22 protein-coding genes and 1 tRNA gene are annotated in these 25690 nt (G+C 55.7%); 5 read left to right on the forward strand and 18 right to left on the reverse strand.

Features of this window, described 5'->3' with window-relative positions; translation table 11 throughout:
- Nucleotides 1-53: 53 nt before the first annotated feature.
- The 8 genes from ACPUC8_RS18330 to xylF all read right to left on the reverse strand — a co-directional run bounded on the left by ACPUC8_RS18330 (nucleotide 54) and on the right by xylF (nucleotide 7776).
- On the reverse strand, nucleotides 54-338 hold the full coding sequence (locus ACPUC8_RS18330) for a helix-turn-helix transcriptional regulator (protein ID WP_494926957.1): 285 nt from the start codon (nucleotides 336-338) through the stop codon (nucleotides 54-56).
- Between the two features lie 124 nt (nucleotides 339-462).
- Entirely contained in the window at nucleotides 463-1290 is an 828-nt protein-coding gene (locus ACPUC8_RS18335) for a hypothetical protein (protein ID WP_494926958.1), read from the reverse strand.
- A 1-nt stretch (nucleotide 1291) separates the two neighbouring features.
- On the reverse strand, nucleotides 1292-2470 hold the full coding sequence (locus ACPUC8_RS18340) for a tyrosine-type recombinase/integrase (protein WP_494926959.1): 1179 nt from the start codon (nucleotides 2468-2470) through the stop codon (nucleotides 1292-1294).
- A 175-nt stretch (nucleotides 2471-2645) separates the two neighbouring features.
- Nucleotides 2646-2740 (reverse strand) — tRNA-Sec (locus ACPUC8_RS18345).
- Between the two features lie 61 nt (nucleotides 2741-2801).
- Nucleotides 2802-3980: a D-xylose utilization transcriptional activator XylR gene (gene xylR / locus ACPUC8_RS18350; RefSeq protein ID WP_039328453.1), complete on the reverse strand. Its 1179-nt coding sequence runs from the start codon at nucleotides 3978-3980 to the stop codon at nucleotides 2802-2804.
- Between the two features lie 93 nt (nucleotides 3981-4073).
- Nucleotides 4074-5246: a xylose ABC transporter permease XylH gene (gene xylH / locus ACPUC8_RS18355; protein ID WP_039328454.1), complete on the reverse strand. Its 1173-nt coding sequence runs from the start codon at nucleotides 5244-5246 to the stop codon at nucleotides 4074-4076.
- Complete coding sequence (locus tag ACPUC8_RS18360; protein ID WP_494926960.1) at nucleotides 5239-6759, reverse strand: xylose ABC transporter ATP-binding protein; 1521 nt, start codon at nucleotides 6757-6759, stop codon at nucleotides 5239-5241. Before ACPUC8_RS18360 ends, xylH begins: the two co-directional genes overlap by 8 nt.
- A gap of 24 nt (nucleotides 6760-6783) precedes the next feature.
- Nucleotides 6784-7776: a D-xylose ABC transporter substrate-binding protein gene (gene xylF / locus ACPUC8_RS18365; RefSeq protein ID WP_494926961.1), complete on the reverse strand. Its 993-nt coding sequence runs from the start codon at nucleotides 7774-7776 to the stop codon at nucleotides 6784-6786.
- A gap of 296 nt (nucleotides 7777-8072) precedes the next feature.
- Between xylF and xylA the strand changes: the two genes are divergently transcribed.
- From xylA to ACPUC8_RS18380, 3 genes are all read left to right on the forward strand, one after another.
- On the forward strand, nucleotides 8073-9395 hold the full coding sequence (gene xylA, locus ACPUC8_RS18370) for a xylose isomerase (protein WP_039328457.1): 1323 nt from the start codon (nucleotides 8073-8075) through the stop codon (nucleotides 9393-9395).
- Nucleotides 9396-9413: 18 nt separating this feature from the next.
- Entirely contained in the window at nucleotides 9414-10856 is a 1443-nt protein-coding gene (xylB, locus tag ACPUC8_RS18375; RefSeq protein WP_494926962.1) for a xylulokinase, read from the forward strand.
- A gap of 212 nt (nucleotides 10857-11068) precedes the next feature.
- Nucleotides 11069-12001 carry a GlxA family transcriptional regulator gene (locus tag ACPUC8_RS18380; protein ID WP_494926963.1) on the forward strand — a complete coding sequence of 311 codons (933 nt, stop codon included), beginning with the start codon at nucleotides 11069-11071 and terminating at the stop codon, nucleotides 11999-12001.
- On the opposite strand, the gene ACPUC8_RS18385 is transcribed toward ACPUC8_RS18380, so the two are convergent.
- From ACPUC8_RS18385 to ACPUC8_RS18430, 10 genes are all read right to left on the reverse strand, one after another.
- Nucleotides 11986-12981: an acyltransferase gene (locus ACPUC8_RS18385; protein WP_494926964.1), complete on the reverse strand. Its 996-nt coding sequence runs from the start codon at nucleotides 12979-12981 to the stop codon at nucleotides 11986-11988. The two genes, ACPUC8_RS18380 and ACPUC8_RS18385, sit on opposite strands and share 16 nt — an antisense overlap.
- A 156-nt stretch (nucleotides 12982-13137) precedes the next feature.
- Nucleotides 13138-14253: a mandelate racemase/muconate lactonizing enzyme family protein gene (locus ACPUC8_RS18390; protein WP_039328461.1), complete on the reverse strand. Its 1116-nt coding sequence runs from the start codon at nucleotides 14251-14253 to the stop codon at nucleotides 13138-13140.
- Nucleotides 14254-14289: 36 nt separating this feature from the next.
- On the reverse strand, nucleotides 14290-15051 hold the full coding sequence (locus ACPUC8_RS18395) for a GntR family transcriptional regulator (RefSeq protein WP_039328462.1): 762 nt from the start codon (nucleotides 15049-15051) through the stop codon (nucleotides 14290-14292).
- A 2-nt stretch (nucleotides 15052-15053) separates the two neighbouring features.
- Complete coding sequence (locus tag ACPUC8_RS18400; RefSeq protein ID WP_494926965.1) at nucleotides 15054-16442, reverse strand: dihydroorotase; 1389 nt, start codon at nucleotides 16440-16442, stop codon at nucleotides 15054-15056.
- The gene (locus tag ACPUC8_RS18405) at nucleotides 16442-17365 is read right to left on the reverse strand and encodes an ABC transporter substrate-binding protein (protein WP_494926966.1); all 924 of its coding nucleotides are present in this window, start codon (nucleotides 17363-17365) and stop codon (nucleotides 16442-16444) included. The genes ACPUC8_RS18400 and ACPUC8_RS18405 overlap by 1 nt, the downstream gene beginning before the upstream one ends.
- Entirely contained in the window at nucleotides 17365-18405 is a 1041-nt protein-coding gene (locus tag ACPUC8_RS18410) for an alpha-hydroxy acid oxidase (protein ID WP_039328465.1), read from the reverse strand. The genes ACPUC8_RS18405 and ACPUC8_RS18410 overlap by 1 nt, the downstream gene beginning before the upstream one ends.
- Nucleotides 18392-19918, reverse strand: a complete 1527-nt coding sequence (locus ACPUC8_RS18415; protein ID WP_039328466.1) for an amino acid ABC transporter permease/ATP-binding protein — start codon at nucleotides 19916-19918, stop codon at nucleotides 18392-18394. Before ACPUC8_RS18415 ends, ACPUC8_RS18410 begins: the two co-directional genes overlap by 14 nt.
- Before the next feature lie 76 nt (nucleotides 19919-19994).
- Nucleotides 19995-20891 (reverse strand): transporter substrate-binding domain-containing protein, encoded by an 897-nt coding sequence (locus ACPUC8_RS18420; RefSeq protein ID WP_494926967.1) that lies wholly within the window; start codon nucleotides 20889-20891, stop codon nucleotides 19995-19997.
- A gap of 87 nt (nucleotides 20892-20978) precedes the next feature.
- Nucleotides 20979-21950: a D-2-hydroxyacid dehydrogenase gene (locus tag ACPUC8_RS18425; RefSeq protein WP_494926968.1), complete on the reverse strand. Its 972-nt coding sequence runs from the start codon at nucleotides 21948-21950 to the stop codon at nucleotides 20979-20981.
- Nucleotides 21950-22342 carry a RidA family protein gene (locus ACPUC8_RS18430; RefSeq protein WP_039328470.1) on the reverse strand — a complete coding sequence of 131 codons (393 nt, stop codon included), beginning with the start codon at nucleotides 22340-22342 and terminating at the stop codon, nucleotides 21950-21952. Before ACPUC8_RS18430 ends, ACPUC8_RS18425 begins: the two co-directional genes overlap by 1 nt.
- 347 nt (nucleotides 22343-22689) lie before the next feature.
- Here ACPUC8_RS18430 and glyQ point away from each other — a divergent pair, with 347 nt between their 5' ends.
- Both glyQ and glyS read left to right on the forward strand, forming a co-directional pair.
- Nucleotides 22690-23601 carry a glycine--tRNA ligase subunit alpha gene (glyQ, locus tag ACPUC8_RS18435; protein ID WP_008105242.1) on the forward strand — a complete coding sequence of 304 codons (912 nt, stop codon included), beginning with the start codon at nucleotides 22690-22692 and terminating at the stop codon, nucleotides 23599-23601.
- Between the two features lie 9 nt (nucleotides 23602-23610).
- A complete protein-coding gene (gene glyS / locus ACPUC8_RS18440) occupies nucleotides 23611-25680 on the forward strand; it encodes a glycine--tRNA ligase subunit beta (protein ID WP_039328472.1) in 2070 nt (689 codons plus the stop codon).
- Nucleotides 25681-25690: the final 10 nt, after the last annotated feature.

Consider the following 25690-nt stretch of genomic DNA (forward strand, 5'->3'; position numbering starts at 1 on the left):
CAACAGCGCGCAACTTCGTATGTGAGACTGATTTTTCTTTGCGCGGCTTCCTCTCAAGCCGCTTGATTACTCGCCTGCTGCAGTTTCTTTGCTTGCCTTCTCATATCCTCAAATTTATCGACGGAACCCGTTTCATGCTGATCGCGCCACCCGTAGTAATCGGCTGCACGCCAACGTGACATACGGCCAATTTTTATGGGACGGGGAAAACGGTCTTGTGAAATGAGCCGGTAAATCCATTTGTCACTTAACATGCAGTCTGCGGTGATAAATTTCATATCGATCAAAGCGTCCATAGAGGGGCGCTGTGCGGTCACTATATTTGTGGAAGGGGTCATAGTTCATTCTCCGTATATTCACGTCTACTCGCTTCAATACGGAAAATTTAAACATTGAAATTAGGGCGGCGAAACGTGACTAAAGCTCAGAAAAAAGCAGAGGCATTAGTCACTCACTTTGTTATCAGAATGTTAACCCTTCTTTCTTGATACAGGTTCTCAGCAGATTAACAATGGTGTCGAAGCTAAGCGGCGGCTCACCATTTTCAGGCCAAAATTCATTCGCATGCTGAAAAAGATGCTCTGTAATAGCTGCAGGACTTTCGCGTCTAAGCTTCATATCCCGATGATAAAGCGCAACCACAGCCATTAGGACTTCTACCCTTGGAACTGCGTGCTTTTGCTTTTGTGCATCAGATTGGGCTTTATAGTTTTTCGCAGATTTTTTTGGTGCTTTTTCATCCCGCACTGCATCTAAAAATTTGGAAATTTGATTTTTAGTAATCCATAGAGTAGTTGATAAATAATAATTATCTCTTTCGTCATAATTGACATATAAGACTGTGTCGAATTCTAAATTACTTTCGTCAGAGGGCATAAAGTAAGATGGCCATTCATCTGGTTGTCCTTCATGTTTAACTAAAACGTCATTATAGTCACTATCTACTTTGAACACGCCTTTCATATAGCATTTGATAAATCCATTCTCATCACACTTTTTATCACCTTCATCAATTCGTATTGAACTAGTTTCTGATAAACAGTAATAGCCCTCATTGCTTTTTGGTAAAGATTCGAGGCACTGAATTAGTAAGTCATTCTCAACGTGTGCAGTTAGGAAGCAAGATACATCGTATTCATCATCATCAAATGCCATGCAAAGTTCAATGCCTTTGCTGTATGCAAACCAGAGAATATCTTTTATGTCACAACCTATAATTTTGGCTGCTTCTTCTAACCGATACTGGTTTCGTAATAAGGAATCTGTGTTTTTAATTTTGAAAAAATCCATCTCATGCCTCTCCATTTTGAGTTAAATAGTCCGCATACCATTGCAGCATTTCTCTGCGACCATCTAAATATTGGGCATGATTGTAAGCCCCTCTAATTGCATTACGATCAACGTGAGCCAATTGCATTTCTATCCATGCAGAATTAAATCCCTGCTCATGCAGGATTGTACTCATCGTGTGCCTAAATCCATGCCCGGTAAGCCTGCCTTTGTAACCTAAAAGCTCAATAACTTGATTGATGCTTTCTTTGCTAATTGGCTTTGTCTGGTCATTTCTTCCAATGAACACGAGCGGATATTGTCCCGTTATCGGTTGCAACTGTTTTAAAATTAATACAGCTTGTTTTGAGAGCGGAACTTTATGAGGGCGACGCATTTTCATATGCTCCGCTGGAACTTCCCAAATCGCGTTTTCAAGGTCAATATCTTGCCAGCGGGCAAAGCGTAGCTCCTGCGTCCTCACGCCGGTATACATAATTAAGTAAGTGGCTGTTTTCGTAATTACGCTTCCAGTATATCCAGCTAGATCCTTTAAAAATTCTGGTAGCTCCAGAGCGGTGAGGAAAGGCAGATGCTGCTTTTTATGGACAGCTAAAGCGCTCGCTAAGTCAGGCGCTGGATTATATTCAGCTCGCCCGGTAATGATCGCATAACGAAATACTTCCCCGCATCGCTGGCGTACTTTCCGCATTTTCTCTAATGCGCCACGTTTTTCCATTCGTTTGAGTGTTTCAAGCAACTCTAATGGCTTTATCTCAGCAATGGGCTTGAAACCGATATAGGGAAAAATATCCTTTTCAAAGGTATCAAGAATTTCTTCGCGATAGCGCAGTGACCAACGATCAGCTTTAGCTTTGTGCCACTCGCGCGCAATTGCCTCGAAAGTGTTTGCGGTAGCGATTTTCCTAGCTTGCTTTTGTGCCTTCTTAATCGCGCCGGGATCATCTCCCGCTGCAAGGCTGCGTCTGGCTTCATCTCGCTTCTGACGTGCCATAGCAAGCGGCACATCAGGATAAACACCGATAGACAGTAACTTTTCGCGTCCTGAAACGCGGTACTTCATTCGCCAGTAGCGGGAACCATTGGGATTGACCAGCAAGTACAGGCCGCCGCCGTCAGCGAGCTTGTAAGGTTTATCGAGGGGCTTTGCTGTGCGCACCTTGACGTCAGTTAGGGGCATTCCGTCTCCTCTTGGGGGTATCAATTTTGTGGGGTAATTTTAAACCCCCTTATATACCCCGTAATGGGGGTAGATTTGAGTAGACGTAGAGTGACATCAGGAGAGTAAGGTTTCAACCTAACATGCAGATTTTTATGGTTTTGATTGACGGCGCTTTACGTGAGGAGAATGAGAGTGGCGGAAGATCACAGGAGTCGAACCTGCCCGGGACCGCTGGCGGCCCCAACCGGATTTGAAATCCGGCCGCCTCACCGGAGACGACGATCTTCCTTTAAAGAAGCAGCGGAAGTATAGCGAGAATGCGCCACGAAATCTTGATCTTAGCCGTGCGCTACAGCACGTTCTCGCCGTGAAGTTGCCGATACTCCTTGGGCGTGCTGGCGTAGCTCTTCTTAAATACTGAATAGAAATATTGCAGTGACGGATAGCCGCACATTTGAGATATCTCGTTAATATTCAATGAAGAAGAGGCTAACAGCTCGCGTGCTTTCTCCAACTTTTCGCGATGAATCATGGCATGAATAGTGTCGCCAGTCTCATCACGAAAACGCTTTTCCAGGTTTGAACGGGACATGCCAATCGCATCCAACACCTGTTCGACTTTGATCCCTTTGCAGGCATTAAAGCGGATGTAGTGCATGGCCTGAATCACTGCAGGGTCGTGCAGCGAACGGAAATCCGTGGAGCGGCGGGCAATCACTTTGACCGGCGGCACCAGAATGCGCTGCAGCGGCAGGGATTGTTTATCCAGTAAACGGTGCAGCAATTTCGCGGCTTGATAGCCCATCTGCCGCGTGCCTTGGGCGACGGAGGAGAGGGCAACGCGGGACAGATAGCGCGTCAGCTCTTCGTTATCGATACCAATCACCGTAAGCTTCTCTGGCACCGGGATTTTAAGATGCTCGCACGCCTGTAACAGATGGCGCGCTCGCGCATCGGTGACGGCAATAATACCGGTTTGCGGTGGCAGCGTTTGCAGCCAGTCCGCGAGGCGGTTCTGGGCGTGCTGCCAGTTTTCCGGTGCGGTTTCCATGCCCTGATACACCACGCCCTGATAGCGTTCGCGCATCACCAGCTGACGAAACGCCTGCTCACGCTCTTGCGACCAACGCTTGCCGCTGGAAGCAGGCAAACCGTAGAAGGCAAAACGGTTGATGCCTTTCTCTTTCAGATGCAGGAAGGCACTCTCCACCAATGCCGCGTTATCGGTGGCGATGTAGTGCACTGGCGGATAATCTTCCGGCTGATGATACGAGCCGCCGACACCAACAATCGGCACCTGGACATTGGCCAGCAGAGTTTCGATCGAACTGTCGTCGTAATCGGCAATCACCCCATCGCCCAGCCACTCGCGGATATTCTCAATACGGCAGCGAAAATCCTCTTCAATGAAGATATCCCAGTCGGTTTGCGACGCCTGTAAATACTCGCCGACCCCTTCCACAACCTGGCGGTCATACACCTTGTTGGCGTTGAATAACAAGGTAATGCGGTAACGTTTCTCATGCATGGTGGCGCGTTCCCTTAAACCCTCAGCGCATTGCATAGCACGGCTGCAAGGACAGCAGAAATGGTTTGCGCCACAATGTGATCGCCCACGCGATTACACCCGGCGACGCGTGGCGGTATCCATCCACACCGCCAGCAGCAAGATCGCGCCTTTCACGATGTACTGCCAGAACGTCGGGACATCCATCATGCTCATGCCGTTATCCAGTGAGGCCATGATAAACGCGCCCATCACCGCTCCGGCGACCGAACCCACGCCGCCCGCGAGGCTGGTGCCACCAATCACGCAGGCGGCAATCGCATCCAGCTCTGCAATGTTACCGGCAGAGGGGGAACCCGCACCCAGGCGAGAGCTGAGGATTAGTCCGGCAATCGCCACCATCACGCCATTGATCGCAAACACCGCCAGCTTGGTGCGCGCCACATTAATCCCGGAAAGACGCGCGGCATCAAGATTGCCACCAATGGCATAAATCCGGCGACCAAAGGCGGTGCGCGTCGCCATAAACATGCCCGCCAGCAACAGCAGTGCCAGCAGCAAGACCGGCGTCGGCACCCCGCGATAATCATTCAGTAGCCAGATAGCTCCCAGCACCAGCACAGCCGTGATCGCCTGACGGGCCACGGTACTGGTTGCGGCGGGTTGGCTCAGCCCTAACTGTTGACGTCGCAGGCGTAAGCGCCATTGCCAGAGAATAAACAGCGCTAGGCCGACAAAACCAAAGCCGAACCCTACGCCGCCAGGCAGATAACTTTGCCCAATCTGCGACATTGCCGGGCTGGTAGGGGCGACGGTGGTGCCATCAGTGATGCCGACTAAGATGCCACGAAATGCCAGCATGCCTGCCAGCGTCACGATGAACGAAGGCACTTTGCGATACGCCACCCACCAACCATTCCAGGTCCCCAGCAGCAGACCCAGTACCAGGGTTACGACGATGGTGAGCGGCAGCGGCCAGCCAAGCCAGACATCGAAAATCGCGGCGGCACCGCCCAACAGACCCATCATGGAACCCACTGACAGATCGATTTCCGCAGAGATGATCACAAACACCATCCCCACCGCCAGGATGCCGGTAATCGCCGTTTGGCGTAGCAGATTGGAGACATTGCGTGCGCTCAGCCAGGCACCGTCGGTGGTCCAGGTGAAGAACAGCGCAATCAGTAAAATCGCGCCCAGCATCACTAACACTTGCAGATTCAGTCGCGGAAGTTTGCCCGGTGTGGGCGTGCCCGGCAGGCTCTGTGTGCTCTCGGTTTTAAGCATAATGTTCACTCCGCAGAGCGGCTTCCATCACCTGCTCCTGAGTTAGATTGTTGTTAATCAGATCGGCTTTGATTTGCCCTTCATGCATCACCAAAACGCGATCGCTCAGGCCCAGTACTTCGGGCAGCTCGGACGAAATGACAATCACCGCGATGCCTTGTTGCACCAAGGCGTTGATCAGCAGGTAGATCTCCTGGCGTGCGCCCACGTCAATGCCGCGCGTGGGCTCATCCAGAATCAGGATTTTGGGATTGAGCAGCAGGCACTTCGCCAGAATGGCTTTTTGCTGATTGCCGCCACTCAGCCGTCCAATCGCCAAATCGGGAGAGGAGGTTTTGACGCGCAGGCGACGAATCGCAGCGTTGATGGCCTGCTGTTCGGCAGCTTCATCCAGTGTGGAAAGGCGATGGCTAAACTGATCGAGTGCCGCCAGCGTGATGTTTTTCCCCACGCCCATCAGCGGCACGATGCCATCTTTTTTACGATCTTCCGGCACCATGGCGATGCCGTGCGCAATAGCATCGCGACAGTCATGGATTTTTACGGGCCTACCGTTGATGGCGATATCGCCCTGCCAGCGGCCCGGCCAGACGCCAAACAAACACTGTACCGTTTCGGTGCGTCCGGCACCGACCAGCCCGGCAATCCCCAGGATTTCACCGCGCCGGAGGCTGAACGAAACATCGTTCACCCGGCGCACATGGCGATTGACCGGATGCCAGGCCGTGAGGTTTTTGACTTCCAGCAGGGTGTCACCGATATCGTGCGGTTGATGCGGATAGAGCGCGGTCAGTTCGCGTCCCACCATCATGGTGATGATGTCATCTTCACTCAAACCGGCCGCCGGACGCGTGGCAATATGTTGTCCATCGCGGATCACGCAGATGGTGTTAGAGATGGCTTTCACTTCATTGAGTTTGTGCGAGATGTAGATGCAGGCGATGCCATGCTCACGCAGGTTGTTGATAATGCTCAGCAGCACTTCGGTTTCCTGCTCGGTGAGCGAGGAGGTCGGCTCATCCAGAATCAGCAGCCGAACCTGTTTATTTAGTGCTCGGGCGATCTCCACCAACTGCTGCTGACCAAGCCCCAGCTCACCGACTTTGGTGGTAGGCGACACATCCAGCTTCACCCGCGCCAGCAGCTGCTGGCAGCGCAGCGTCATGGTTTCATCATCGACCATGCCAAAACGGCCCAATTCGGCACCGAGGAAAATGTTCTCCATCACCGTGAGCTGGCGCACCAGCGCCAGTTCCTGATGAATGATCACAATGCCTTTGCGTTCGGTATCACGGATGGTCTGTGCCTGAATCGAATCGCCGGCAAAATGAATCTCACCGTCAAAATCACCGTGCGGATAGAGCCCGCACAGGATTTTCATCAAGGTCGATTTGCCAGATCCATTCTCGCCGCAAAGTGACATCACTTCACCTGCATCCAGACGCAGACTGATATCATCCAGCGCTTTCACCGCGCCGAAACGTTTGGTGATGTGCTTCATTTCCAGCAGCATAGGGAGTCCTCCTCGCAGCGGTGCTTAGAGTTCGCTTTGTTTGTGGAAGCCGTCTTTCACCACGGTACTTTCGATATTGTCTTTGTTGACGGGAATGGGCGTCAGCAGGCGTGAGGGCACTTCCTTCAGGCCATTATTGAGTTTGCCGTTGCTGGCAGGCGTTTGGTTATCGCCGAGTTCTACGGCAATTTTCGCGGCTTCGGTAGCGAGTTCGGTGATGGGTTTATACACCGTCATGGTTTGTGTGCCATTCATGATGCGTTTGATAGCGGCCAGGTCGGCATCCTGACCGGAAATCGCGACTTTGCCTGCCAGACCTTGCGCACTCAGCGCCTGAATCGCACCGCCTGCGGTGGCATCATTGGAGGCGACGACCGCATCAATATGGTTGCCGTTAGCGGTCAGGGCGTTTTCCATGATTTTTAGCGCGTTCTCAGGTAACCAGGCATCGACCCACTGATCGCCCACCACTTTGATGCTGCCGTTGTCGATGTACGGTTTTAACACCTTCATCTGTCCCGCTCGGAACAGGCGAGCATTATTATCGACTGGCGAGCCGCCCATCATAAAATAGTTACCTTTTGGCACCTGCTTCACAATGCTTTCGGCCTGCAGTTCGCCGACTTTTTCATTATCAAAGGAAATATAGAAATCAATGTCAGCATTATTAATCATACGGTCATAAGCCAGCACTTTAATGCCTTCGCGTTTAGCTTCGGCTACCACGTTACTTAATACCTGTCCGTTATAAGGAATGATCACCAGCACATCGACACCACGGTTGATCATATTTTCAATTTGCGACATCTGCGTTTCTTCATTGCCGTTGGCCGACTGGACAAAAACACTGGCCCCTAAAGATTCGGCCTGTTTAACAAAAATGTCGCGGTCTTTTTGCCAGCGTTCCAGACGTAAGTCATCGATCGCCATACCAATTTTCACTTCTTTCGCTATACCGGCTTGGCTAAACAGGGCCAGCGCAGCGCAGGCAGCTAACAGCGTATATTTCATTTTCATCATGGTCATCCTGTAGGTTGAGGCTATTGTCGTTGTAAGGCTATGAACCAAGCGGATGAATTGTTGCCTTGAGTTTCAGATAACATCAATTACTGATTTTTATCCGGCTATTACGTTTTTTTGTTTATTTGTGATTCTTTGAGCGCGATCTGAATTTGCGAGTATTTGCGAGCTGGCGCACAATTAATAATTATCTTAATTTGAGTGTGAAATATCGTAATTGAGTCTGGAGACAACCCCTTAGCAAAATAATGACTCACTGCTGACCATTCGGGTCTGATGCTAAGGAGCAAAACATGCACGCTTATTTCGACCAGCTCGATCGCGTTCGTTATGAAGGGGCCAAATCCACCAATCCGCTGGCGTTTCGCCACTACAATCCTGATGAAGTGATCCTCGGCAAAACCATGGCGCAACATCTGCGCTTTGCTGCGTGTTACTGGCACACCTTCTGCTGGAACGGTGCGGATATGTTTGGTGTGGGTGCCTTTGATCGCCCATGGCAGAAAAGTGGCGATGCATTGCAGCTGGCGAAACAGAAAGCGGATGTGGCGTTTGAGTTCTTCCACAAACTCAACGTGCCCTATTACTGCTTCCATGATGTGGATGTCTCACCAGAAGGGGATTCCCTGCGCAGCTACCGCGAGAATTTCGCGGCGATGACTGACAAGCTGCTGGAAAAACAGCAGGAAACGGGCGTGAAGCTACTGTGGGGCACGGCCAACTGCTTTACTCATCCGCGTTACGGTGCCGGTGCGGCGACCAGTCCAGACCCCGAAATCTTTGCCTGGGCCGCCAGCCAGGTGTGCAGTGCCATGCAGGCCACGCAGACGCTGGGCGGTGAAAACTACGTGCTGTGGGGCGGACGTGAAGGTTATGAAACCTTGCTGAATACCGATCTGCGTCAGGAGCGGGAACAGATTGGTCGTTTTATGCAGATGGTGGTGGAGCACAAACACAAAATTGGTTTCCAGGGCATGCTGCTGATTGAGCCGAAACCGCAGGAGCCGACCAAACACCAATATGACTACGACGTGGCAACGGTGTATGGCTTCCTCAAGCAGTTTGGTCTGGAGAAAGAGATCAAAGTTAACGTTGAAGCTAACCACGCTACGCTGGCGGGACATTCGTTCCATCACGAGATTGCTACAGCGATTGCGTTGGGAATTTTTGGTTCGGTGGATGCCAACCGCGGTGATGTGCAGTGCGGCTGGGATACCGATCAGTTCCCCATCAGCGTCGAAGAAAATGCCCTGGTGATGTACGAGATCATCAAAGCGGGCGGATTCACCACTGGCGGCTTAAACTTTGATGCCAAAGTGCGTCGTCAAAGCACGGATAAATATGACCTGTTTTACGGTCACATTGGCGCTATGGATACCCTGGCGCTGGCGCTAAAAGTCGCGGCACGCATGGTGCAGGAAGGTGAGCTGGATAAGCGCGTGGCGCAGCGTTACAGCGGCTGGAATGGTGAGTTCGGCCAGCAAATTTTAAAAGGTGAGTTTTCACTGGCATCCTTGGCGGCGCATGCTCAGCAACACCAATTGAACCCGCAGCACCGCAGCGGGCGCCAGGAACAACTGGAAAACCTGGTCAATCACTATCTGTATGATTTCTAACTGCATCAGGAGCTGAACATGGTTATCGGGATCGATTTAGGCACCTCTGGCGTCAAAGTGGTGTTACTGGATGCACAAGGGCAGGTTGTTGCGATGGAAACGGCGCCGTTGCAGGTTTCCCGCCCGCAGCCGTTGTGGAGCGAGCAAGATCCCGAAAGCTGGTGGAACGCCACGGATACGGCGATGCAGGCGCTGGCGCAGCAGCAGGATCTTAGCCAGGTGAAGGCGATTGGCCTGAGCGGCCAGATGCATGGTGCGGCGTTGCTGGATGCTGATCATCAGGTGCTGCGCCCGGCGATTTTATGGAACGACGGGCGCAGCAGTGAGCAGTGCCGGGAGCTGGAACAGCGCGTGCCAGATTCGCGTCAGATCACTGGCAACCTGATGATGCCGGGCTTTACCGCCCCCAAGTTACTGTGGGTGCAACAAAACGAACCCGATGTATTCAGCAAGGTAGCGATGGTGCTGCTGCCGAAAGATTATCTGCGCTGGCGCATGAGCGGGGCGCTCGCCAGTGATATGTCAGATGCGGCTGGGACGATGTGGCTGGATGTCGCCAGGCGTGACTGGAGCGATGCCATGCTCAAGGCCTGCGATCTTAACCGTAGCCAGATGCCCGTGTTGTATGAGGGCAACCAGATCACCGGCACTTTATCGCCTGAGGTTGCCGCGCGTTGGGGGATGAACCCTGTGCCGATCGTAGCGGGCGGTGGTGACAACGCCGCCGGTGCCGTGGGTGTCGGCATGGTCGCGCCGGGGCAGGGCATGCTGTCGTTGGGCACTTCGGGCGTCTATTTCCTGGTCAGCGACGGGTATCTCAGCAATCCGCAGCAGGCCGTCCACAGCTTTTGCCACGCGCTGCCAAACCGCTGGCATTTGATGTCGGTGATGTTAAGTGCCGCTTCCTGTCTCGACTGGGCCGCCGCCTTAACCGGCTGCGCGGATGTGCCAGAACTGCTGGCTGAGGCAGAAAAAGCGCGCGGTGATGTCACGCCGGTGGTGTTCCTGCCTTATCTCTCCGGTGAGCGTACGCCGCACAATAATCCGCAGGCGCAGGGCGCATTTTTTGGCTTAACCCATCAGCATGGGCGGCCTGAGCTGGCGCGAGCGGTGCTGGAAGGTGTGGGGTTTGCGCTGGCAGAAGGGATGGAGGCGGTGCATGCCTGTGGTGTGCAACCACAAACCGTGATGCTGATTGGCGGCGGGGCGCGCAGTGCTTACTGGCGGCAGATGCTGGCGGATATCAGCGGATTAACGCTCGATTACTGCCACGGCGGGGAAGTGGGTCCGGCGCTGGGGGCCGCACGGTTGGCGCAGTGGGCGATTGATCCACAGAGTGAGTGGCCGGAACCGGAGTTGGTTCAGCGTCATCCACCGGATAGCGCACGCTATCAGGCGTATCAGCCGCAGCGTGAGAAGTTTGCGCAGCTGTATCAGCAGCTCAAACCGTTGATGTCCTGATTTGGCTCGGTGATGGCCGGATGGGGTCGTGGATTTTGATTTTAATAGGCTATGATGGACGAATCTTGTGTGTTGTTATGGCTTGAATTGGCCTTACCTTAGCCTTCTCCCTCACCCCAACCCTCTCCCACAAGCGGGAGAGGGGGCAGACTGAGCGATGTTAGAGAGGGCCAGGGTGAGGGCAAAACTCATCGCCAATCCTGGAGCCCAGTATGTCGCAGCCTGTCTATTTCCTGGTTCTACCCGGCGTGATGGCGCTCGATCTTACCGGGCCTGCCGAAACCTTGCAGCTGGCGGATGGCCACTTTGTCCTGCACTACATCGGCCCCAATCCCAGCGTACTGTGCTCCACGGGCATGACTATCGCCGATATCGCCCCTTTACCCGATCGCTTACCTGACAATAGCTTGCTGGTGGTGCCCGGCGTGCACGACTCGAAAGTCTGGTTCGATACCCCAGCGGCCGCCGCTGCGCGTGACTGGTTACGCCTACAACAAGCGGATATTCAATCGCATCGCATTACGCTGGTGTGCATCTGTTCCGGGGCGCTGCTCTCGGCGCAGGCGGGTTTACTTAACGGCGTGCAGTGCACCACGCATCATGACGTGTTACCGCGCCTGAAAGCGGCAGCACCGGCTGCGTTAGTGAAAGATAACCGCGTTTTCGTCGAAGATTGCGGCATCTGGACCAGCGCGGGCATCACCGCCGGTATCGATCTGGCGCTGCATCTGATCAACCGACTATGCGGTGCGCAGCAGGCGCTTAAAGTGGCGCGGGAGATGGTGGTGTGGTTCCGCCGTTCCGGCGATGATCCCCAGCTTTCACCCTGGCTGCGCTATCGCAATCACCTGCATCCCGCCATTCATCGTGCGCAGGATGTGATGATTGCCCATCCCGAAAACGACTGGTCGCTGACGGCACTGGCTGAGCGCGCGCACGTCAGCGAACGCCACCTGACCCGCCTGTTCCGCCAGCATCTTGGCATCAGCGTACGCGAATACCATGAACAGCTGCGATTAGTGATTGCGCGCCAGCGCCAACAGCAGGGCGAAGCGGCAGAGAAAGCCGCGCTGGCGGCCGGGTTCTCCTCAGCACGCCAGCTGCGTCGTGCCCATCAGCGTTGGGGCGATCAGCTCACCAGATGATGCTTATCCACGCGCTTAAGCACTATCGCCAGCAGCAAACTGCCGATTAACGTGACGCCAAACACCCAAGGTAAATCAAGCCACGGGCGCGACATATCGTCGTAATGATGGGTACGCAAATAGTGAATGAACAGCGCATGGAAGCCATAAATTGGCAGCGAATAGCGTGAAATCGTCCCCAGTAACGGTAGCGTGCGGCTGATCAGGGTATTTTTAAACAGCACCAGCAAACTGATGGCCGCAATAAACACCAGCGGGCCGCAATACAGATACCAGGTGTCGTTGAACGCCCCGTTGATTTTCAACATCTGTTTGGTGCCGAGTGTGATGCCTATCCAGCAGGCGACAAACCCCAGTCCGGCCAGCCAGCTGATGCCACGCTTGTCGGTGTCCATACAGCCAATCGCTCGCCCCAGTAACGCATACAGCAGGTAGTAAATGCTGTCACCGCTCACGTAGAGATTCACCGGTAACCAGTGAAATGGCCCCAGCGACTGACTGACGGTATTAGGATTGGCCAGCACAGCCAGTACCACCACTAACAACGCGACGTAGCGCGGCTGTACGCTTTTCACCTGAATCAATGGGGACAGCAGGTAAATGCCGATGATGGCGAAGAAAAACCACAGGTGATAGAACACCGGTTTTTGCAGCAGCTTCAGCAGCGAACGTCCTTCACTGATTGGCGTTAACCAGGTGATATAGGCCAAGGCCACCGCGCTGTAGAACAGCAAACACAGCACGATACGCAGCAGATGTCGCCCTTGTGCGCTACGTTCGCCAAAGAACAGGTAGCCGGAGATCATAAAGAACAGCGGGACGCAGACGCGCGACGCCGAGTTGAGCAGGTTGGCGACATCCCAACTGATGCCCGTCACCGCCAGCGGGCCGGTGATATACCAGGTGGTGGTATGAATGACGATCACCATCAGGCAGGCGACCGCACGTAAGTTGTCGATCCAGTGTATTTTTTGCGACATGGCTTCCTCGTGCATGAACTGTGCAAAAGGGTAGCCAGTGAGCCGCGCGTCAACAACCTTTGGACCTGAAATTCAGATGTGCCCCTAAAGGGGCACCGATTTGATGTAGCGGCGCAATTTATTGCGCGTCGTCCAAAAAACGCGCCGCAACGGTGGTTAATCGCGCACTAAAAACTTCTCAATCACGGCTTCGTTCGGCTCGACGCCCAGGCCTGGCTCACCAGGTAGCCACGCGTAACCTTCGGCGATGCGTACCGGATTTTTCGCCAGTGAACGGCTGATCTCGCCTGGCTCCACGCAATACTCCATCACCAGCGCATTCTCAATCGCACACAGGAAGTGCAGTGACGCGGCGGTGTTGATGTCGGTGGTGAAGTTGTGGTTACACACCTTGCGTCCACGGCTGTGCGCGTAGCTGGCAATTTCCATCGCCTGGGTAAAGCCGGTACGCGTCAGGTCGATTTGCACGATGTCGATCCCGCCTTCATCAATCAGGCGCTGGAAACCGACCACCGAGCATTCTTGCTCACCGGCAGCGATATGTTGCTGGCAGGCGGCAGACACCTGGCCGTAACCGGCGTAGTTATCCGGATGCAGTGGCTCTTCAATCCAGAACAGGTTGAGATGTTCATAGCGTTGGCTGCGGCGCACGGTGGTTTTGGCATCCCAGACATGGCCGACATCCAGCATCAAATCGACGCTGTCGCCCATCGCGGTGCGCAACGCTTCGAGGTAGCGCAGGTCCATGGCTTCGTCGGTGCCAAACGGCTCCCAGCCAAATTTCACGCCGGTATGACCGGTATCAATGGCGTGCTGCGCGCGCGCCACGGTCTCTTCCACGCTGTACTGGAACATGTTGGAGGAGTAAACGCGCATCTTGTCGCGCATTGCCCCACCCAGCAGTTCTACAATCGGTTTGCCGAGCGCTTTGCCTTTGATATCCCACAGCGCGATATCAATGCCCGCCATCGCCTGTAATACCGCTCCACTGCGACCGTAATAGATGGTGGCTTTGTGCATCTTCTTCCACAGGCGACCGGTTTCCAGTGGGTTTTCGCCGATCAACAGCGATTTCAGGCCGGTGACCATGGTGTGTGAATAGGGTGCTTCGATAATGGCTTTGGTGACATACGGGCTGCCATCCACTTCACCCCAACCGGTAATACCCGCATCGGTGGTGATTTTGATAAGCAGCGCGTCCTGAGAGCTATCTGTGCGCTGCTCAATAACCGGCAGGCGCAGATAAAACGCCTCAACGTTGGTGATCTTCATCGTGGTTTTCCTGGTGTAAAGGCAATCAACAAAGCATCAGCCCACAGCGGAACGCTGCTGTCGGCGCTGCATAATCAAAGTTTCGTAGTCCACATCCAGTGCCTGAATGCGAATATGGTTTTCAATCTCATCCGTCATCTGCGCGATATCGCCATCGGCGAACACGTTGATCAGCCGCTGGTGCTCTTCAATGATGTCGCTCATCGATTTGCCCATGGTGGAGAGGCCGAAAATCACCGTCAGCTGGCGCGCAATGGACTCCCACAAATTGCTGAGTACCGGGTTGTGGGCAAAGCTGCACAGCGTGCGGTGGAAATCGGTATCCGCCGAGGCAAAACCGTAAACGTCATCGTTTTGCATCATGGTCTGCATCTGCGCCACGCCTTGGTACAGCTGCGTCAGCTGTTCGGCACCGTTGCGACCGGCTTCGATTGCACGGCGGCAGGCCAGCGTCTCCAGCGGGATGCGCACGTCGATAATCTGCTCCAGCCGCTGATGAGAAATCTCCATCAAGCGGATGCCTTTGTACGGCTCACTGGTGACGATGCCCTGGCTCTCCAGAATGCGCAGCGCTTCGCGGATCGGCACGCGGCTCATGCCGAGTTTGGCCACCAGATCCGGCTCAGCGATACGGTCGCCGGGCAGCACTAAGCCGCGTGAGGCCGCGCTGAGAATGGCATCGACCGCGTGATCGACCAGAGTGCGTGGGCGTGCTGTTTGCCAGCTCTCTTCGCTGGTGGATTCCTGCGCCAGCGGGGCGCTATTCTTGCGGCGGATAGTTGACGATTTTCCTGCCATGATTATTGTCCTGTTGCTGCCTGTCGGGTCACGAACTGACCAAAGCCGGGTTCAACCTGCATCTGGTCATCCTGGTAAACCGTGACACCACGAATAAGAGTGCGCACTACTTTACCCTGACAGCGCATCCCTTCAAATGCGCTCCACTTACCCAACCCCTGGAACGCCGCGCCCTCCACCGTCCAGCTCTGCTGCGCGTCGTAAAATACCAGGTCGGCATCAAAGCCCGGTGCAATCGCCCCTTTTTTGCCCCACAGCTGGAAGGCTTTGGCTGGGCCGCTGGCGGTCATGCGGGCGAATTCGGTCAGGGCCAGGCCACGTTCAATGTGTGCGGCACTAAAGAACATCGGGCTCAGCGTCTCCACGCCGGTTAATCCCATGCCGGCATCCCAGATGCTGGTTTCACCGGCCTGTTTTTGTGCAGGGGTATAGGGACAGTGGTCGGAGGCGATCATGTCGACATCGCCGCGCAGCAGCACTTGCCACAGTGCATCCACTACCGGACGTGGGCGAATCGGCGGGCCGCAGCGGGCATTGGGGCCGATGCGTACCAGATCGTCCTCATCCAGAATCAGATAGTGCGGACAGGTTTCGAAGCTGGCGCGCACCCGGATTTTGGCGGCGACGATGGTTTCAGCGGCGCGCGCGGAGCTGACATGCACAATATGGCAACGCGCACCGGTCTCTTCGGCGACCGCCAGCACGCGGCCCACGGCTTCAATCTCGGCAATTTCCGGGCCTGCCAGCGCATGCGCACGGGTATCTTTGCGTCCGGCACGGCGCAGTTCACTGCCTGCGCCAATCAGGATGTCGTGGTTTTCCGCGTGCACGCCAATCAGGCCATCGAACGTGGCTAACTCACGCATTGCGCGCAGCAGGCCATCGTCATCAAGGCGTGGTAGACCTTTTTCGTCGGTCGCTTCGCCGTTCGGCGCACCGCTGCACAGGAAGGCTTTAAACGCCAGTGCGCCCGCCTGATCCAGCGCCGCCAGCTCGTGTACGTTGCGGCCATCCAGTCCGGCCCACATGGCGTAATCCACCGAGCAGTTGTCTGCCAGCCATTGTTGTTTGGCGGTGAAATTCTTCAGCGAGGTGGCGGGCGGCAGTGAGTGCGGCATCTCAACGATGGTGGTGACGCCATGTGCGGCGGCACCCTGTGTACCTTCGCGCAGCTCCTGCTGTGGGAAATCATGCGAGCCAGTGAAGTGGGTGTGCACATCAATAGCGCCGGGAACGATGATCAATCCCTGCGCATCAATGATTTCATCCACGCCTGCTGTCATCGCGCCAGGCGTCAGCAGGCCGCTGATTATGCCATTCTCAATCAGCAAGTCGGCCGGTTCTGCACGGGTCTCTGTTACGACCAAACCATTGATAATAAGCTGTTTCATCACTCTGCTCCTGCCTGCGTGACCAGTGCGAAATAGGGCACCGGTTGAGAAGGATCCAGCCAGCCGATAGCGCTCAACAGCTGGCTGAAGTGTTCAAATTCGTGCTGCGGGATAACGCAGCCTGGCGCGAAGACCTGGGCGTGCTGATAGGCCGCCAGCCCCGTCACCAGCGCATCGCGTGGATAATCGGGATAGTAGTGCTGCACGCGGTCAGCCAGTGCGGTGGCATCATGAGTCGCGATCCACGTCAGTGCCTGTTCGATGGCCCGTGAGAACGCGTGGAACGCTGATGCCTTCTCCAGCAACACATCGGCACGCGCGATGTAGGCGCTCCAGGGGACATGGCCGCACAGGGTGGCGAGGCTGCTGACGCTGCTCAGCTGCCCGGCAGCAATGGCCGGTGCCAGCATGTGTATGGCGTGCAGCGCGTAATCGGCCTCGCCTGCGGCCACGGCAGCGAAATCGCGTGCCTGATCGCCGCTGCCGGAAATCAACGCCACCTGATCCTGCAATCCGTGCTGCGCCAGCAGCCAGCGGAAGGTCAGCGTGGCGGTGCCGACATTACCGACATCCAGCACGCGTTTGCCGCGCAAATCGCTGAGTTGAAAATCGGGTTGCGCCTGCGCCGCCGCCAGAAACCACGGGTTAGCCGCCACCGAGGCGCAAAAGCACTGCAGCTCTGCGCCATGCTGTTGAAAATGCTTCATCACCACCATCGGGCCGCCCAGCGTGAGATCGGCATCGCGGCTCAGAACGGCAGGCACCTGGCCGCCCTGCACGGTGTGACCGCCCGTGGCGCTGGTGGTAAAGGTGACCTGCAACTGCTCGGCGGCGAACAAGCCGAGGCTGTCGGCCAGATAGTGGGCGCAGTAATAGATGCGTGATTCGCTGGCATCGCCCTGATTGAAAATGAGTTGCTGCATCAGTTGCGTACCTCGCTAACAAAGCTGCCGTTGAGTGCCGCCATATCACTGACGCCGCACCAGTGGCTGATCGCGGTGATTTCATTGATCCAGCCGGAAAGCAGATCAAACACCGCGTCTTCGCCACCGGCCACTAAGGCGCTGATGATCGGTCGCACGCTGAGTGACAGGGAGGCACCGAGGCAACGCGCCACCACTGCATCGCTGCCGCAGCGCACTCCGCCGTCCAACAGCAGCGGCAAGCGGGTAACGGCTTGCAAATCGGGCAGTTGATCGACCGGCGTTGCCCAGCGTGCACTTTGGCGCAGGCCAATGTTGGAGGCGATGATGCCACTGACGCCGTGCTGAGTTGCCTGAGCGGCATCGTCATGATGCAAAATGCCTTTTAACCACAGCGGCAGTTGATGCGTGGCGCAGTGCGCCGCGACGTCATCAATCTGCTGCCAGCGCCACACTGGAAAAGCCGGTAACGCGGCGACGCCCGGTTCCGTTCCGCCAATGGTGTGCCAGCCGCGCTGTTTTAGCGCCTCGCCAATCGAGAACCCGCCAGGCTGTAAACCCGCGACCGGATGCACCGGTGCGAGCACGGTCAGAACAATGTTTTTAAATCCGGCTTGTGCAGCCTGATCGATTAAGTCTTTGATGCGGCCGACATCGCCCGCGGCACGCAGTTGCAACCAGCAGCGATCATACTCCGCGCCAATCTGCTCCAGCGGTGTGACGGTCTCTTCCGAGATCACCAGCGGCAATTGCAGGCGTTTACAGGCGCGCGCAATCGGCAACAACCCTTCTTCATGAAAGATGCGGTCGCCAGCAAACGCCCCGACGCCCAGCGGTGCCGCCCAGCGTTGATTCAGCAGCGTGGTTTCGGTGCTGATCCCCTCGTTGCCCTGTAAGACGCGCGGCAGCAGGCGGAAACGGCGTAGCGCCTGCTGATTGGCATCGGATTCGCCAGACAGCGCATCGGCAGGCTGGCCTTGCATATAGCGGAACAGCGCATCACCGAGACGCTCACGAGCAGCAAGTTCATGCGTTGGCATGCTGAGCCTCCGTGGCATTTTCGTGTTCGAGGAAAGTGGCAAAGGCCGGTGTTTTCGGGTTTTGCAGAATGGCCGGAGGACCTTCTTCAATCAACGCGCCGTCCTGCAAGAACACCACGCGATCCGCCACGCCTGCCGCAAAGGCAATGTCGTGGGTGCTGATGATCATGGTGATGCCAGTTTGGGCCAGATTGCGCATCGTCTGGTTCACTTCACGCACCAGCTCAGGGTCGAGCGCCGAAGTGGGTTCGTCGAACAGCAGGATTTGCGGTTCTGCCGCCAGCGCACGCGCAATGCCGACGCGCTGTTTCTGACCGCCCGATAATTCGTGCGGCAATGAGGCGGCGAAATCCTGCAATCCCACCATTTTCAGTGCACGCATCGCTTTGGCGCGCGCGATTTCAGGCTGGGCGCCCTGTACGCGCAGCAGAATGCTCATCACGTTCTCTAATGCGGTCAGATGATCGAACAGCGCGAAGTGCTGAAACACGATACCAATACCTGACTTGGCACGGTTGGCCGGTAAATGGCGGGCGGCCAGGGCACGACCGTTTTCATCGCTGCCCATAAAGTGGCCTTCGGTCTGGATCGTACCGCTGGTGCGCGGCGTCAGCGCCAGAATCGATTTCAACAGGGTGCTTTTACCGGAGCCGGAGCGACCCAGCAGCACAACCACTTCACCACGGCGCACGGTGAGCGACAGCGATTTCAGCACCGCTTTACCCGCGTAATCGACACACAGTTTGTCCACTTCCAGCACCGGTGCGGCGGTTTGCGTATCCCAGCGGCGTTTCGGCAACTGCATCGCCATGACATCGGCTTCTGGCGGCAGGGTGGCCAGGCGCGCACGGGCGCGGCGGGCGCGTTCATCGAGGTTGTAGAACTTCTCCAGCCACCACTGTCCGCCAGCCAGGGCGGTCGAGAGGATCAGGTAGATGCCGCCAGAGGCCACCAATACCGGAATAAACAGGAAGTTCTGCGACACAATCGCCTGGCCGCGCATGGTCAGTTCGTTGACGCCGACCACCGACGCCAGTGAGGTCGATTTCAGCAGGCCAACGGTCTCGTTACCCATGGTCGGCAAAATGGCGCGCAGTGCTTGCGGGATGACGACGTGGATCATCTCTTTGGTACGCGAATAGCCGAATGCCTGGGCCGCCATGCTCTGGTCGCGGTCGGTGGCAATGATGCCGCCGCGAATGATTTCGGCGCAAAAGGCGGTTTCGTTGATCATCAACGCCAGCATGGCACTGGTGAACGGGCTCAAACGCAGTCCGAATTCTGGCAACACGTTATAGAGCAGGATCAACTGCAACAGCACCGGCGTGCCGCGCAGCAGGTAAATGTAGGTTTTCACCGGCACGCGGATAAACCAGTGCTTTGAGGTGCTGGCCAACGCCAGGAAAAAGCCAATTATAATGCCGCCCGCCAGCGCACCAATCAGCAACTGTACGGCGATGACGGCACCTTCCCACAGGTAAGGGAAGGTCAGGTACTTAAGAAAATCATCCAAGGCGTTATCTCCCCCAACGTGATCGTTTGGGTTGCACGCGCTGCGGCAACCCAATTGATCGGGCTGAGTTTATGCATTAACCACGCGCAACAACCGGACGTTCAGCGGCACTGCCCTGACCCCAGTAATCCAGCAATTTCTTCTGTGCACCGCTCTCCTGAATCACCTTCATCGCATCCAGCACGGCACTGCGCAGGGTGGCGTTGTCTTTGGCGATCGGGAAGCCAACCATAATTGGCAAGTCAACGGTGAAGCCGCTTTCCAGCGTTTTGTCGGCTTTAGCAATGGCGATGGCCGAACCGGCTTCGGTCAGGTAGACGTCAGCACGGCCGCTTTTCACTGCCTGAATGCTGTTGTCGGTGTTCTGCACCATCAACATGCTGACTTCCGGCTTACCAGCGGCGCTGCATTTGGCGCTCTGCTCAGGCACCAGCTTGTTGGCTTCATATGAGCCCGCCGCCGCAGCCACGGTTTTGCCGCACAGGTCATCCACCGTGTTGATTTTCTTCGGGTTACCTTTTGCCAGAATCGAGCCATCCTGCACCTGCATTGAGGCGACAAAGGCGATCTGCTTCAGGCGTTCATCGGTGACATACAGCATGGGGCCGATATCTGCACGACCGTTGGAGATCGAGGTCAGCAGTACGTTGAACGAGCCACTCTGATAGCTGTGTTTTGCGCCGAGGCAGCTGCTGATACGCTCAAACAGCGAAGGATCAAGACCTTCGATAATGCTCGGGTCTTTCTCCGAAGGGGCTTCAAAGCCTTTGGTGTATCCACCGAGGCCAACCACCAGATCTTTGCCTTTCAGTGACGGATATTTGGTTTGCAGCGCTTTACACTGCGCCATTGCCGCGAAGTCACTGGCGGCGGGTTTGATCGGATCGGTGCTGGCGGCATGCGCGCTGGAGAGTCCAGCCAGCAAGGTGCCGGAGATGCCAGAGATAAGGACTGCGATGCGTGCAAATTTCATAATAAGGTTCCCCTGGTGCTGGTGAATGTGTAAGCGATGACCTTGTGTTTTATGAACGTCTTTACGGCTTTTATTGGTGCAACTACTTCAATACCCTCTTTCAACATCAACCTGGTTGCGCAGCGGGTCACCACTGCGATAACGCACCAGATTGTCGATAAACACCTCAAGACAGCCTTCAAGGTAGGCACTGTGATCGTCGAGGCTGCAGTGCGGTGTCATCACCACGCCGGGCGTGTTCCACAGTGCGTCGTCAGCGGGCAAAGGCTCCTGCGGATAGACATCCAGCACCGCGCCTGCCAACTCTCCGGCACACAGTTTTTCGCGCATGGCGGCGTAGTCAAATACCGCAGCACGGCCAACAATCACGATGCCTGCACGGGCGGGCAGCAGATCGAGGCGGCGGCGATCAAACAGCATCTCCGTTTGTGGCGTCAGCGGCAGTGTTGAGACCAACACGTCCACCTGCGGTAACACGTCGTCGATGGCATCAATGCGAATGCAGCGCGCCACGTCGGCATCACACTGCCCGCTGCGCGTGACGCCAATCACGCGATAGCCTTGCGCGGTTAACAGCTTGGCCGCTGCCGCGCCGATGCCACCGACGCCGAGCAGCAGCACGGTTTTGCCGCGCGCACAGCCACCGAAGGTCGGGCGCCATAAGCGCTGAGCCTGATCCTGCAAAAATCCCGGAATGCCGAAGTTGAACATCAACGCCGCCATCAGAATGAATTCCGCGCCTTTATCGCCGTGGACGCCGGACGCGTTGGTCAGCGTTACGCCCTTGGGCAAATGCGCCAGCCACTGCTCAACGCCAGCCGACATCACCTGCACCCAACGCAGGCGCGGGGTGCTGAATGCATCTAACGCCAGCTTGCGACCGCTCCACAGCAGATCGCAGTTAGCGAGGAAGGGGGCGGTTTGCGCCGGATCGCTGTTTTCTGTCAGCGTGAAGTGGCTGCGCAGTTTCGGATGCGCATCCAGCTGCTGTTGCAGTCTTTCCCGTGACAGGTGCAGAGCAAGCGGGCCACTGGCATCGTTTTCAATATGAATATGCATTAGCGCATCGCCGTGACTTCCATCTCGACCAGCAGGTCAGGATGGTTAAGTTGAATACCAACGGTGGCACGCGCCGGGAACGGGAACTGGAAAAACTCGCTATAGGCGGCGTTCATTTCGCTGAAGGTGCTGAGGTCGGTGAGGTAAATCGTCACCCGTACCACGTTATCGAAGGTCATCTGCGCTTCACTCAGCAGGTCGCCGACATTTTTCAACACCTGGCGCGTCTGGCTGGCGATGTCCTTGCCGACGATCTGCCCGTTGTAAGGGTCGATGGCGACTTGCCCTGAGATAAACAACATCGGTTCGTGCAGTACAGCGGCGGACAGCGGTGCCGGGCCCATCGGGCGGTCGCTGGCATTCATTCCTGGGTAAGCGATTGCGGTCTTCATGGTGAAATTCCCAACAAAACTGTTTCACCGCAATTTCGTATACGATTATACAAGTGTCAATGTGCGATTTTTGACCAACAGGTCGAAAAGGTGATTTTAGTCACGCAATGAGGTTTGGAAGTTTTTTGTTTATCACATTGAAAATGAATGGATAATGATGAGTTTTCAGTCTGTGTGACGCCGCCTTTATGAATCGTATACGATTTTCTTATTGTTGCGTTTTCAGCGGTAAAACTGCGCCATTTTCACCTCAAGACGCGCCAGGATTTCCGGCTGCACAATCCGCGGTCAAAGGGTATACTGGCGCACTCTTTTTTTAACCGATCCGTATCGCGTGCGAATTCAACATGCAAAAGTTTGATACCAAGACCTTTCAGGGCCTGATCCTGACCTTGCAGGATTACTGGGCGCGCCAAGGCTGCACCATTGTTCAACCACTGGACATGGAAGTCGGCGCTGGCACCTCACATCCCATGACTTGCCTGCGTGCATTAGGCCCAGAGCCAATGGCGACCGCGTACGTGCAGCCTTCACGCCGACCAACCGATGGTCGTTACGGTGAAAACCCGAACCGTTTGCAGCATTACTACCAGTTCCAGGTGGTGATTAAGCCAAACCCAGACAACCTGCAGGAACTTTACCTGGGCTCACTGAAAGAGCTGGGTATGGACCCGACAATTCACGACATTCGCTTCGTGGAAGATAACTGGGAAAACCCTACGCTGGGTGCCTGGGGATTGGGCTGGGAAGTGTGGCTCAACGGCATGGAAGTGACGCAGTTCACCTACTTCCAGCAGGTTGGCGGCCTTGAGTGCAAGCCGGTCACCGGTGAGATCACCTACGGCCTTGAGCGTCTGGCGATGTATATCCAGGGCGTGGACAGCGTGTACGATCTGGTGTGGAGCGACGGCCCGTTTGGTAAAACCACCTACGGCGAAGTGTTCCATCAGAACGAAGTGGAACAGTCGACTTACAACTTTGAATACGCCGACGTGGACTTCCTCTTCACCTGCTTTGAGCAGTATGAGAAAGAAGCCCAACAGCTGCTGGCACTGGAAAAACCGCTGCCGCTGCCTGCTTATGAGCGCATTTTGAAAGCGGCACACAGCTTTAACCTGCTGGATGCACGCAAGGCGATTTCGGTTACCGAACGTCAGCGCTATATCCTGCGTATTCGTACCCTGACGAAAGCCGTGGCTGAAGCCTATTATGCGTCCCGCGAGGCGCTTGGCTTCCCTATGTGCAATAAAAACAAGTAAGAGGCAGCCATGACCGATAAAACTTTCCTGGTGGAAATTGGCACCGAAGAGTTGCCTCCGAAAGCGTTGCGTAGCCTGGCTGAAGCCTTTGCTGCGCACTTTACCGCAGAACTGGACAGCGCTGGTCTGGTGCACGGCGACGTCAGCTGGTTTGCTGCGCCGCGTCGTCTGGCGCTGAAAGTGGCCCATATGGCCGCCGCACAGCCGGATCGTGAAGTCGAAAAACGCGGTCCAGCGATTGCTGCCGCGTTTGATGCGGATGGCAATGCCACCAAAGCGGCTGAAGGTTGGGCGCGCGGTAACGGTATTACGGTGGCGCAGGCTGAACGTCTGAGCACCGATAAAGGCGAATGGCTGGTGCATCGCGCATCCGTTACCGGTGAAAGCGCACAGGCGCTGTTGCCGGCAATGGTCGCCACGGCACTGAGCAAGTTGCCGATTCCTAAGTTAATGCGCTGGGGTGCGAGTGACGTGCAGTTTGTCCGTCCGGTGCATACCGTGACGCTGCTGCTGGGCGATGAACTGATCCCGGCCACCATCCTTGGCATTCAGTCCGACCGTGTGATTCGCGGCCATCGCTTTATGGGCGAGCCGGAATTCACCCTCGACAACGCCGATCAGTATCCGCAACAACTGCTGGAGCGTGGTAAAGTCGTTGCTGACTTCGCGGCGCGTAAAGCCAAAATCAAAGCCGATGCCGAAGCCGCAGCACAGCAATTAGGCGGCATCGCTGACCTGAGCGACAGCCTGCTGGAAGAAGTGGCTTCGCTGGTGGAATGGCCAGTGGTGCTGACGGCGAAGTTTGAAGAGAAATTCCTCGCGGTGCCTTCTGAAGCGCTGGTTTACACCATGAAAGGTGACCAGAAGTACTTCCCGGTGTATGCCGCGGACGGCAAATTGCTGCCAAACTTCATCTTCGTCACGAACATCGAATCGAAAGATCCGCAGCAAATCATCTCCGGTAATGAGAAGGTAGTGCGCCCACGTCTGGCGGATGCGGAGTTCTTCTTCAACACTGACCGTAAAAAGCGTCTTGAAGATAACCTGCCACGTCTGGAGACGGTGCTGTTCCAGAAAGAGCTGGGTACGCTGCGTGACAAAACAGATCGCATTCAGGCGCTGGCGGGTTGGATTGCCGCGCAGATTGGTGCCGATGTGAATCATGCGACGCGCGCAGGCCTGCTGTCGAAGTGTGACCTGATGACCAACATGGTGTTCGAGTTCACCGATACGCAGGGCGTGATGGGCATGCACTATGCGCGTCATGACGGCGAAGCCGAAGACGTTGCCGTGGCGTTGAATGAGCAGTATCAGCCGCGCTTTGCCGGTGATGCGCTGCCATCCAACCTCGTGGCTTGTGCAGTGGCGATCGCTGACAAGATGGATACCCTCGCGGGCATCTTCGGTATTGGTCAACATCCGAAAGGCGATAAAGACCCGTTCGCACTGCGTCGTGCGGCGCTGGGCGTGCTGCGTATTATCGTTGAGAAGAACCTGCCGCTGGATCTGCAAACCCTGACCGAAGAAGCGGTGCGCCTGTACGGCAGCAAGCTGAGTAACGGCAAGGTGGTAGATGAGGTGATCGACTTCATGCTGGGTCGTTTCCGTACCTGGTATCAGGAAGAGGGCCACAGCGTAGACACCATCCAGGCCGTGCTGGCGCGTCGTCCAACCCGTCCTGCCGATTTTGATGCACGCATGAAAGCGGTATCGCACTTCCGTTCGCTGGAAGCGGCGTCTGCGCTGGCTGCGGCCAACAAACGTGTTTCCAACATCCTGGCTAAATCCACCGAAACCCTGAACGACAGCGTGCAGGCTTCGCTGCTGAAAGAGAACGCCGAGATCCAGCTGGCGACCTTTGTGACGGCGCTGGGTGACAAACTGCAGCCGTACTTCGCGGAAGGCCGTTATCAGGATGCGCTGGTGGAACTGGCACAACTGCGTGAAGCGGTCGATAACTTCTTCGACAACGTGATGGTTAACGCCGATGAAGCCGAAGTGCGTATCAACCGCCTGACGCTGCTGGCGCAACTGCGTGCGCTGTTCTTGCAGGTCGCGGATATTTCTCTGCTGCAGTAAGTAACAGAGT

Source organism: Pantoea sp. CFCC18177 (assembly GCF_059412425.1).

What these genes read in the sequence shown, in the direction of transcription:
- ACPUC8_RS18335 (WP_494926958.1), bottom strand. Translation starts at nt 1,290, where the DNA reads ATGGATTTTTTCAAAATTAAAAACACAGATTCCTTATTACGAAACCAG.
- ACPUC8_RS18420 (WP_494926967.1), bottom strand. Translation starts at nt 20,891, where the DNA reads ATGAAATTTGCACGCATCGCAGTCCTTATCTCTGGCATCTCCGGCACC.
- ACPUC8_RS18405 (WP_494926966.1), bottom strand. Translation starts at nt 17,365, where the DNA reads ATGCAGCAACTCATTTTCAATCAGGGCGATGCCAGCGAATCACGCATC.
- ACPUC8_RS18330 (WP_494926957.1), bottom strand. Translation starts at nt 338, where the DNA reads ATGACCCCTTCCACAAATATAGTGACCGCACAGCGCCCCTCTATGGAC.
- glyQ (WP_008105242.1), top strand. Translation starts at nt 22,690, where the DNA reads ATGCAAAAGTTTGATACCAAGACCTTTCAGGGCCTGATCCTGACCTTG.
- xylB (WP_494926962.1), top strand. Translation starts at nt 9,414, where the DNA reads ATGGTTATCGGGATCGATTTAGGCACCTCTGGCGTCAAAGTGGTGTTA.
- ACPUC8_RS18360 (WP_494926960.1), bottom strand. Translation starts at nt 6,759, where the DNA reads ATGCTGCTGGAAATGAAGCACATCACCAAACGTTTCGGCGCGGTGAAA.
- ACPUC8_RS18380 (WP_494926963.1), top strand. Translation starts at nt 11,069, where the DNA reads ATGTCGCAGCCTGTCTATTTCCTGGTTCTACCCGGCGTGATGGCGCTC.
- xylR (WP_039328453.1), bottom strand. Translation starts at nt 3,980, where the DNA reads ATGCATGAGAAACGTTACCGCATTACCTTGTTATTCAACGCCAACAAG.
- ACPUC8_RS18340 (WP_494926959.1), bottom strand. Translation starts at nt 2,470, where the DNA reads ATGCCCCTAACTGACGTCAAGGTGCGCACAGCAAAGCCCCTCGATAAA.
- ACPUC8_RS18430 (WP_039328470.1), bottom strand. Translation starts at nt 22,342, where the DNA reads ATGAAGACCGCAATCGCTTACCCAGGAATGAATGCCAGCGACCGCCCG.
- xylA (WP_039328457.1), top strand. Translation starts at nt 8,073, where the DNA reads ATGCACGCTTATTTCGACCAGCTCGATCGCGTTCGTTATGAAGGGGCC.
- ACPUC8_RS18425 (WP_494926968.1), bottom strand. Translation starts at nt 21,950, where the DNA reads ATGCATATTCATATTGAAAACGATGCCAGTGGCCCGCTTGCTCTGCAC.
- xylF (WP_494926961.1), bottom strand. Translation starts at nt 7,776, where the DNA reads ATGAAAATGAAATATACGCTGTTAGCTGCCTGCGCTGCGCTGGCCCTG.
- glyS (WP_039328472.1), top strand. Translation starts at nt 23,611, where the DNA reads ATGACCGATAAAACTTTCCTGGTGGAAATTGGCACCGAAGAGTTGCCT.
- ACPUC8_RS18410 (WP_039328465.1), bottom strand. Translation starts at nt 18,405, where the DNA reads ATGCCAACGCATGAACTTGCTGCTCGTGAGCGTCTCGGTGATGCGCTG.
- xylH (WP_039328454.1), bottom strand. Translation starts at nt 5,246, where the DNA reads ATGCTTAAAACCGAGAGCACACAGAGCCTGCCGGGCACGCCCACACCG.
- ACPUC8_RS18400 (WP_494926965.1), bottom strand. Translation starts at nt 16,442, where the DNA reads ATGAAACAGCTTATTATCAATGGTTTGGTCGTAACAGAGACCCGTGCA.
- ACPUC8_RS18390 (WP_039328461.1), bottom strand. Translation starts at nt 14,253, where the DNA reads ATGAAGATCACCAACGTTGAGGCGTTTTATCTGCGCCTGCCGGTTATT.
- ACPUC8_RS18395 (WP_039328462.1), bottom strand. Translation starts at nt 15,051, where the DNA reads ATGGCAGGAAAATCGTCAACTATCCGCCGCAAGAATAGCGCCCCGCTG.
- ACPUC8_RS18385 (WP_494926964.1), bottom strand. Translation starts at nt 12,981, where the DNA reads ATGTCGCAAAAAATACACTGGATCGACAACTTACGTGCGGTCGCCTGC.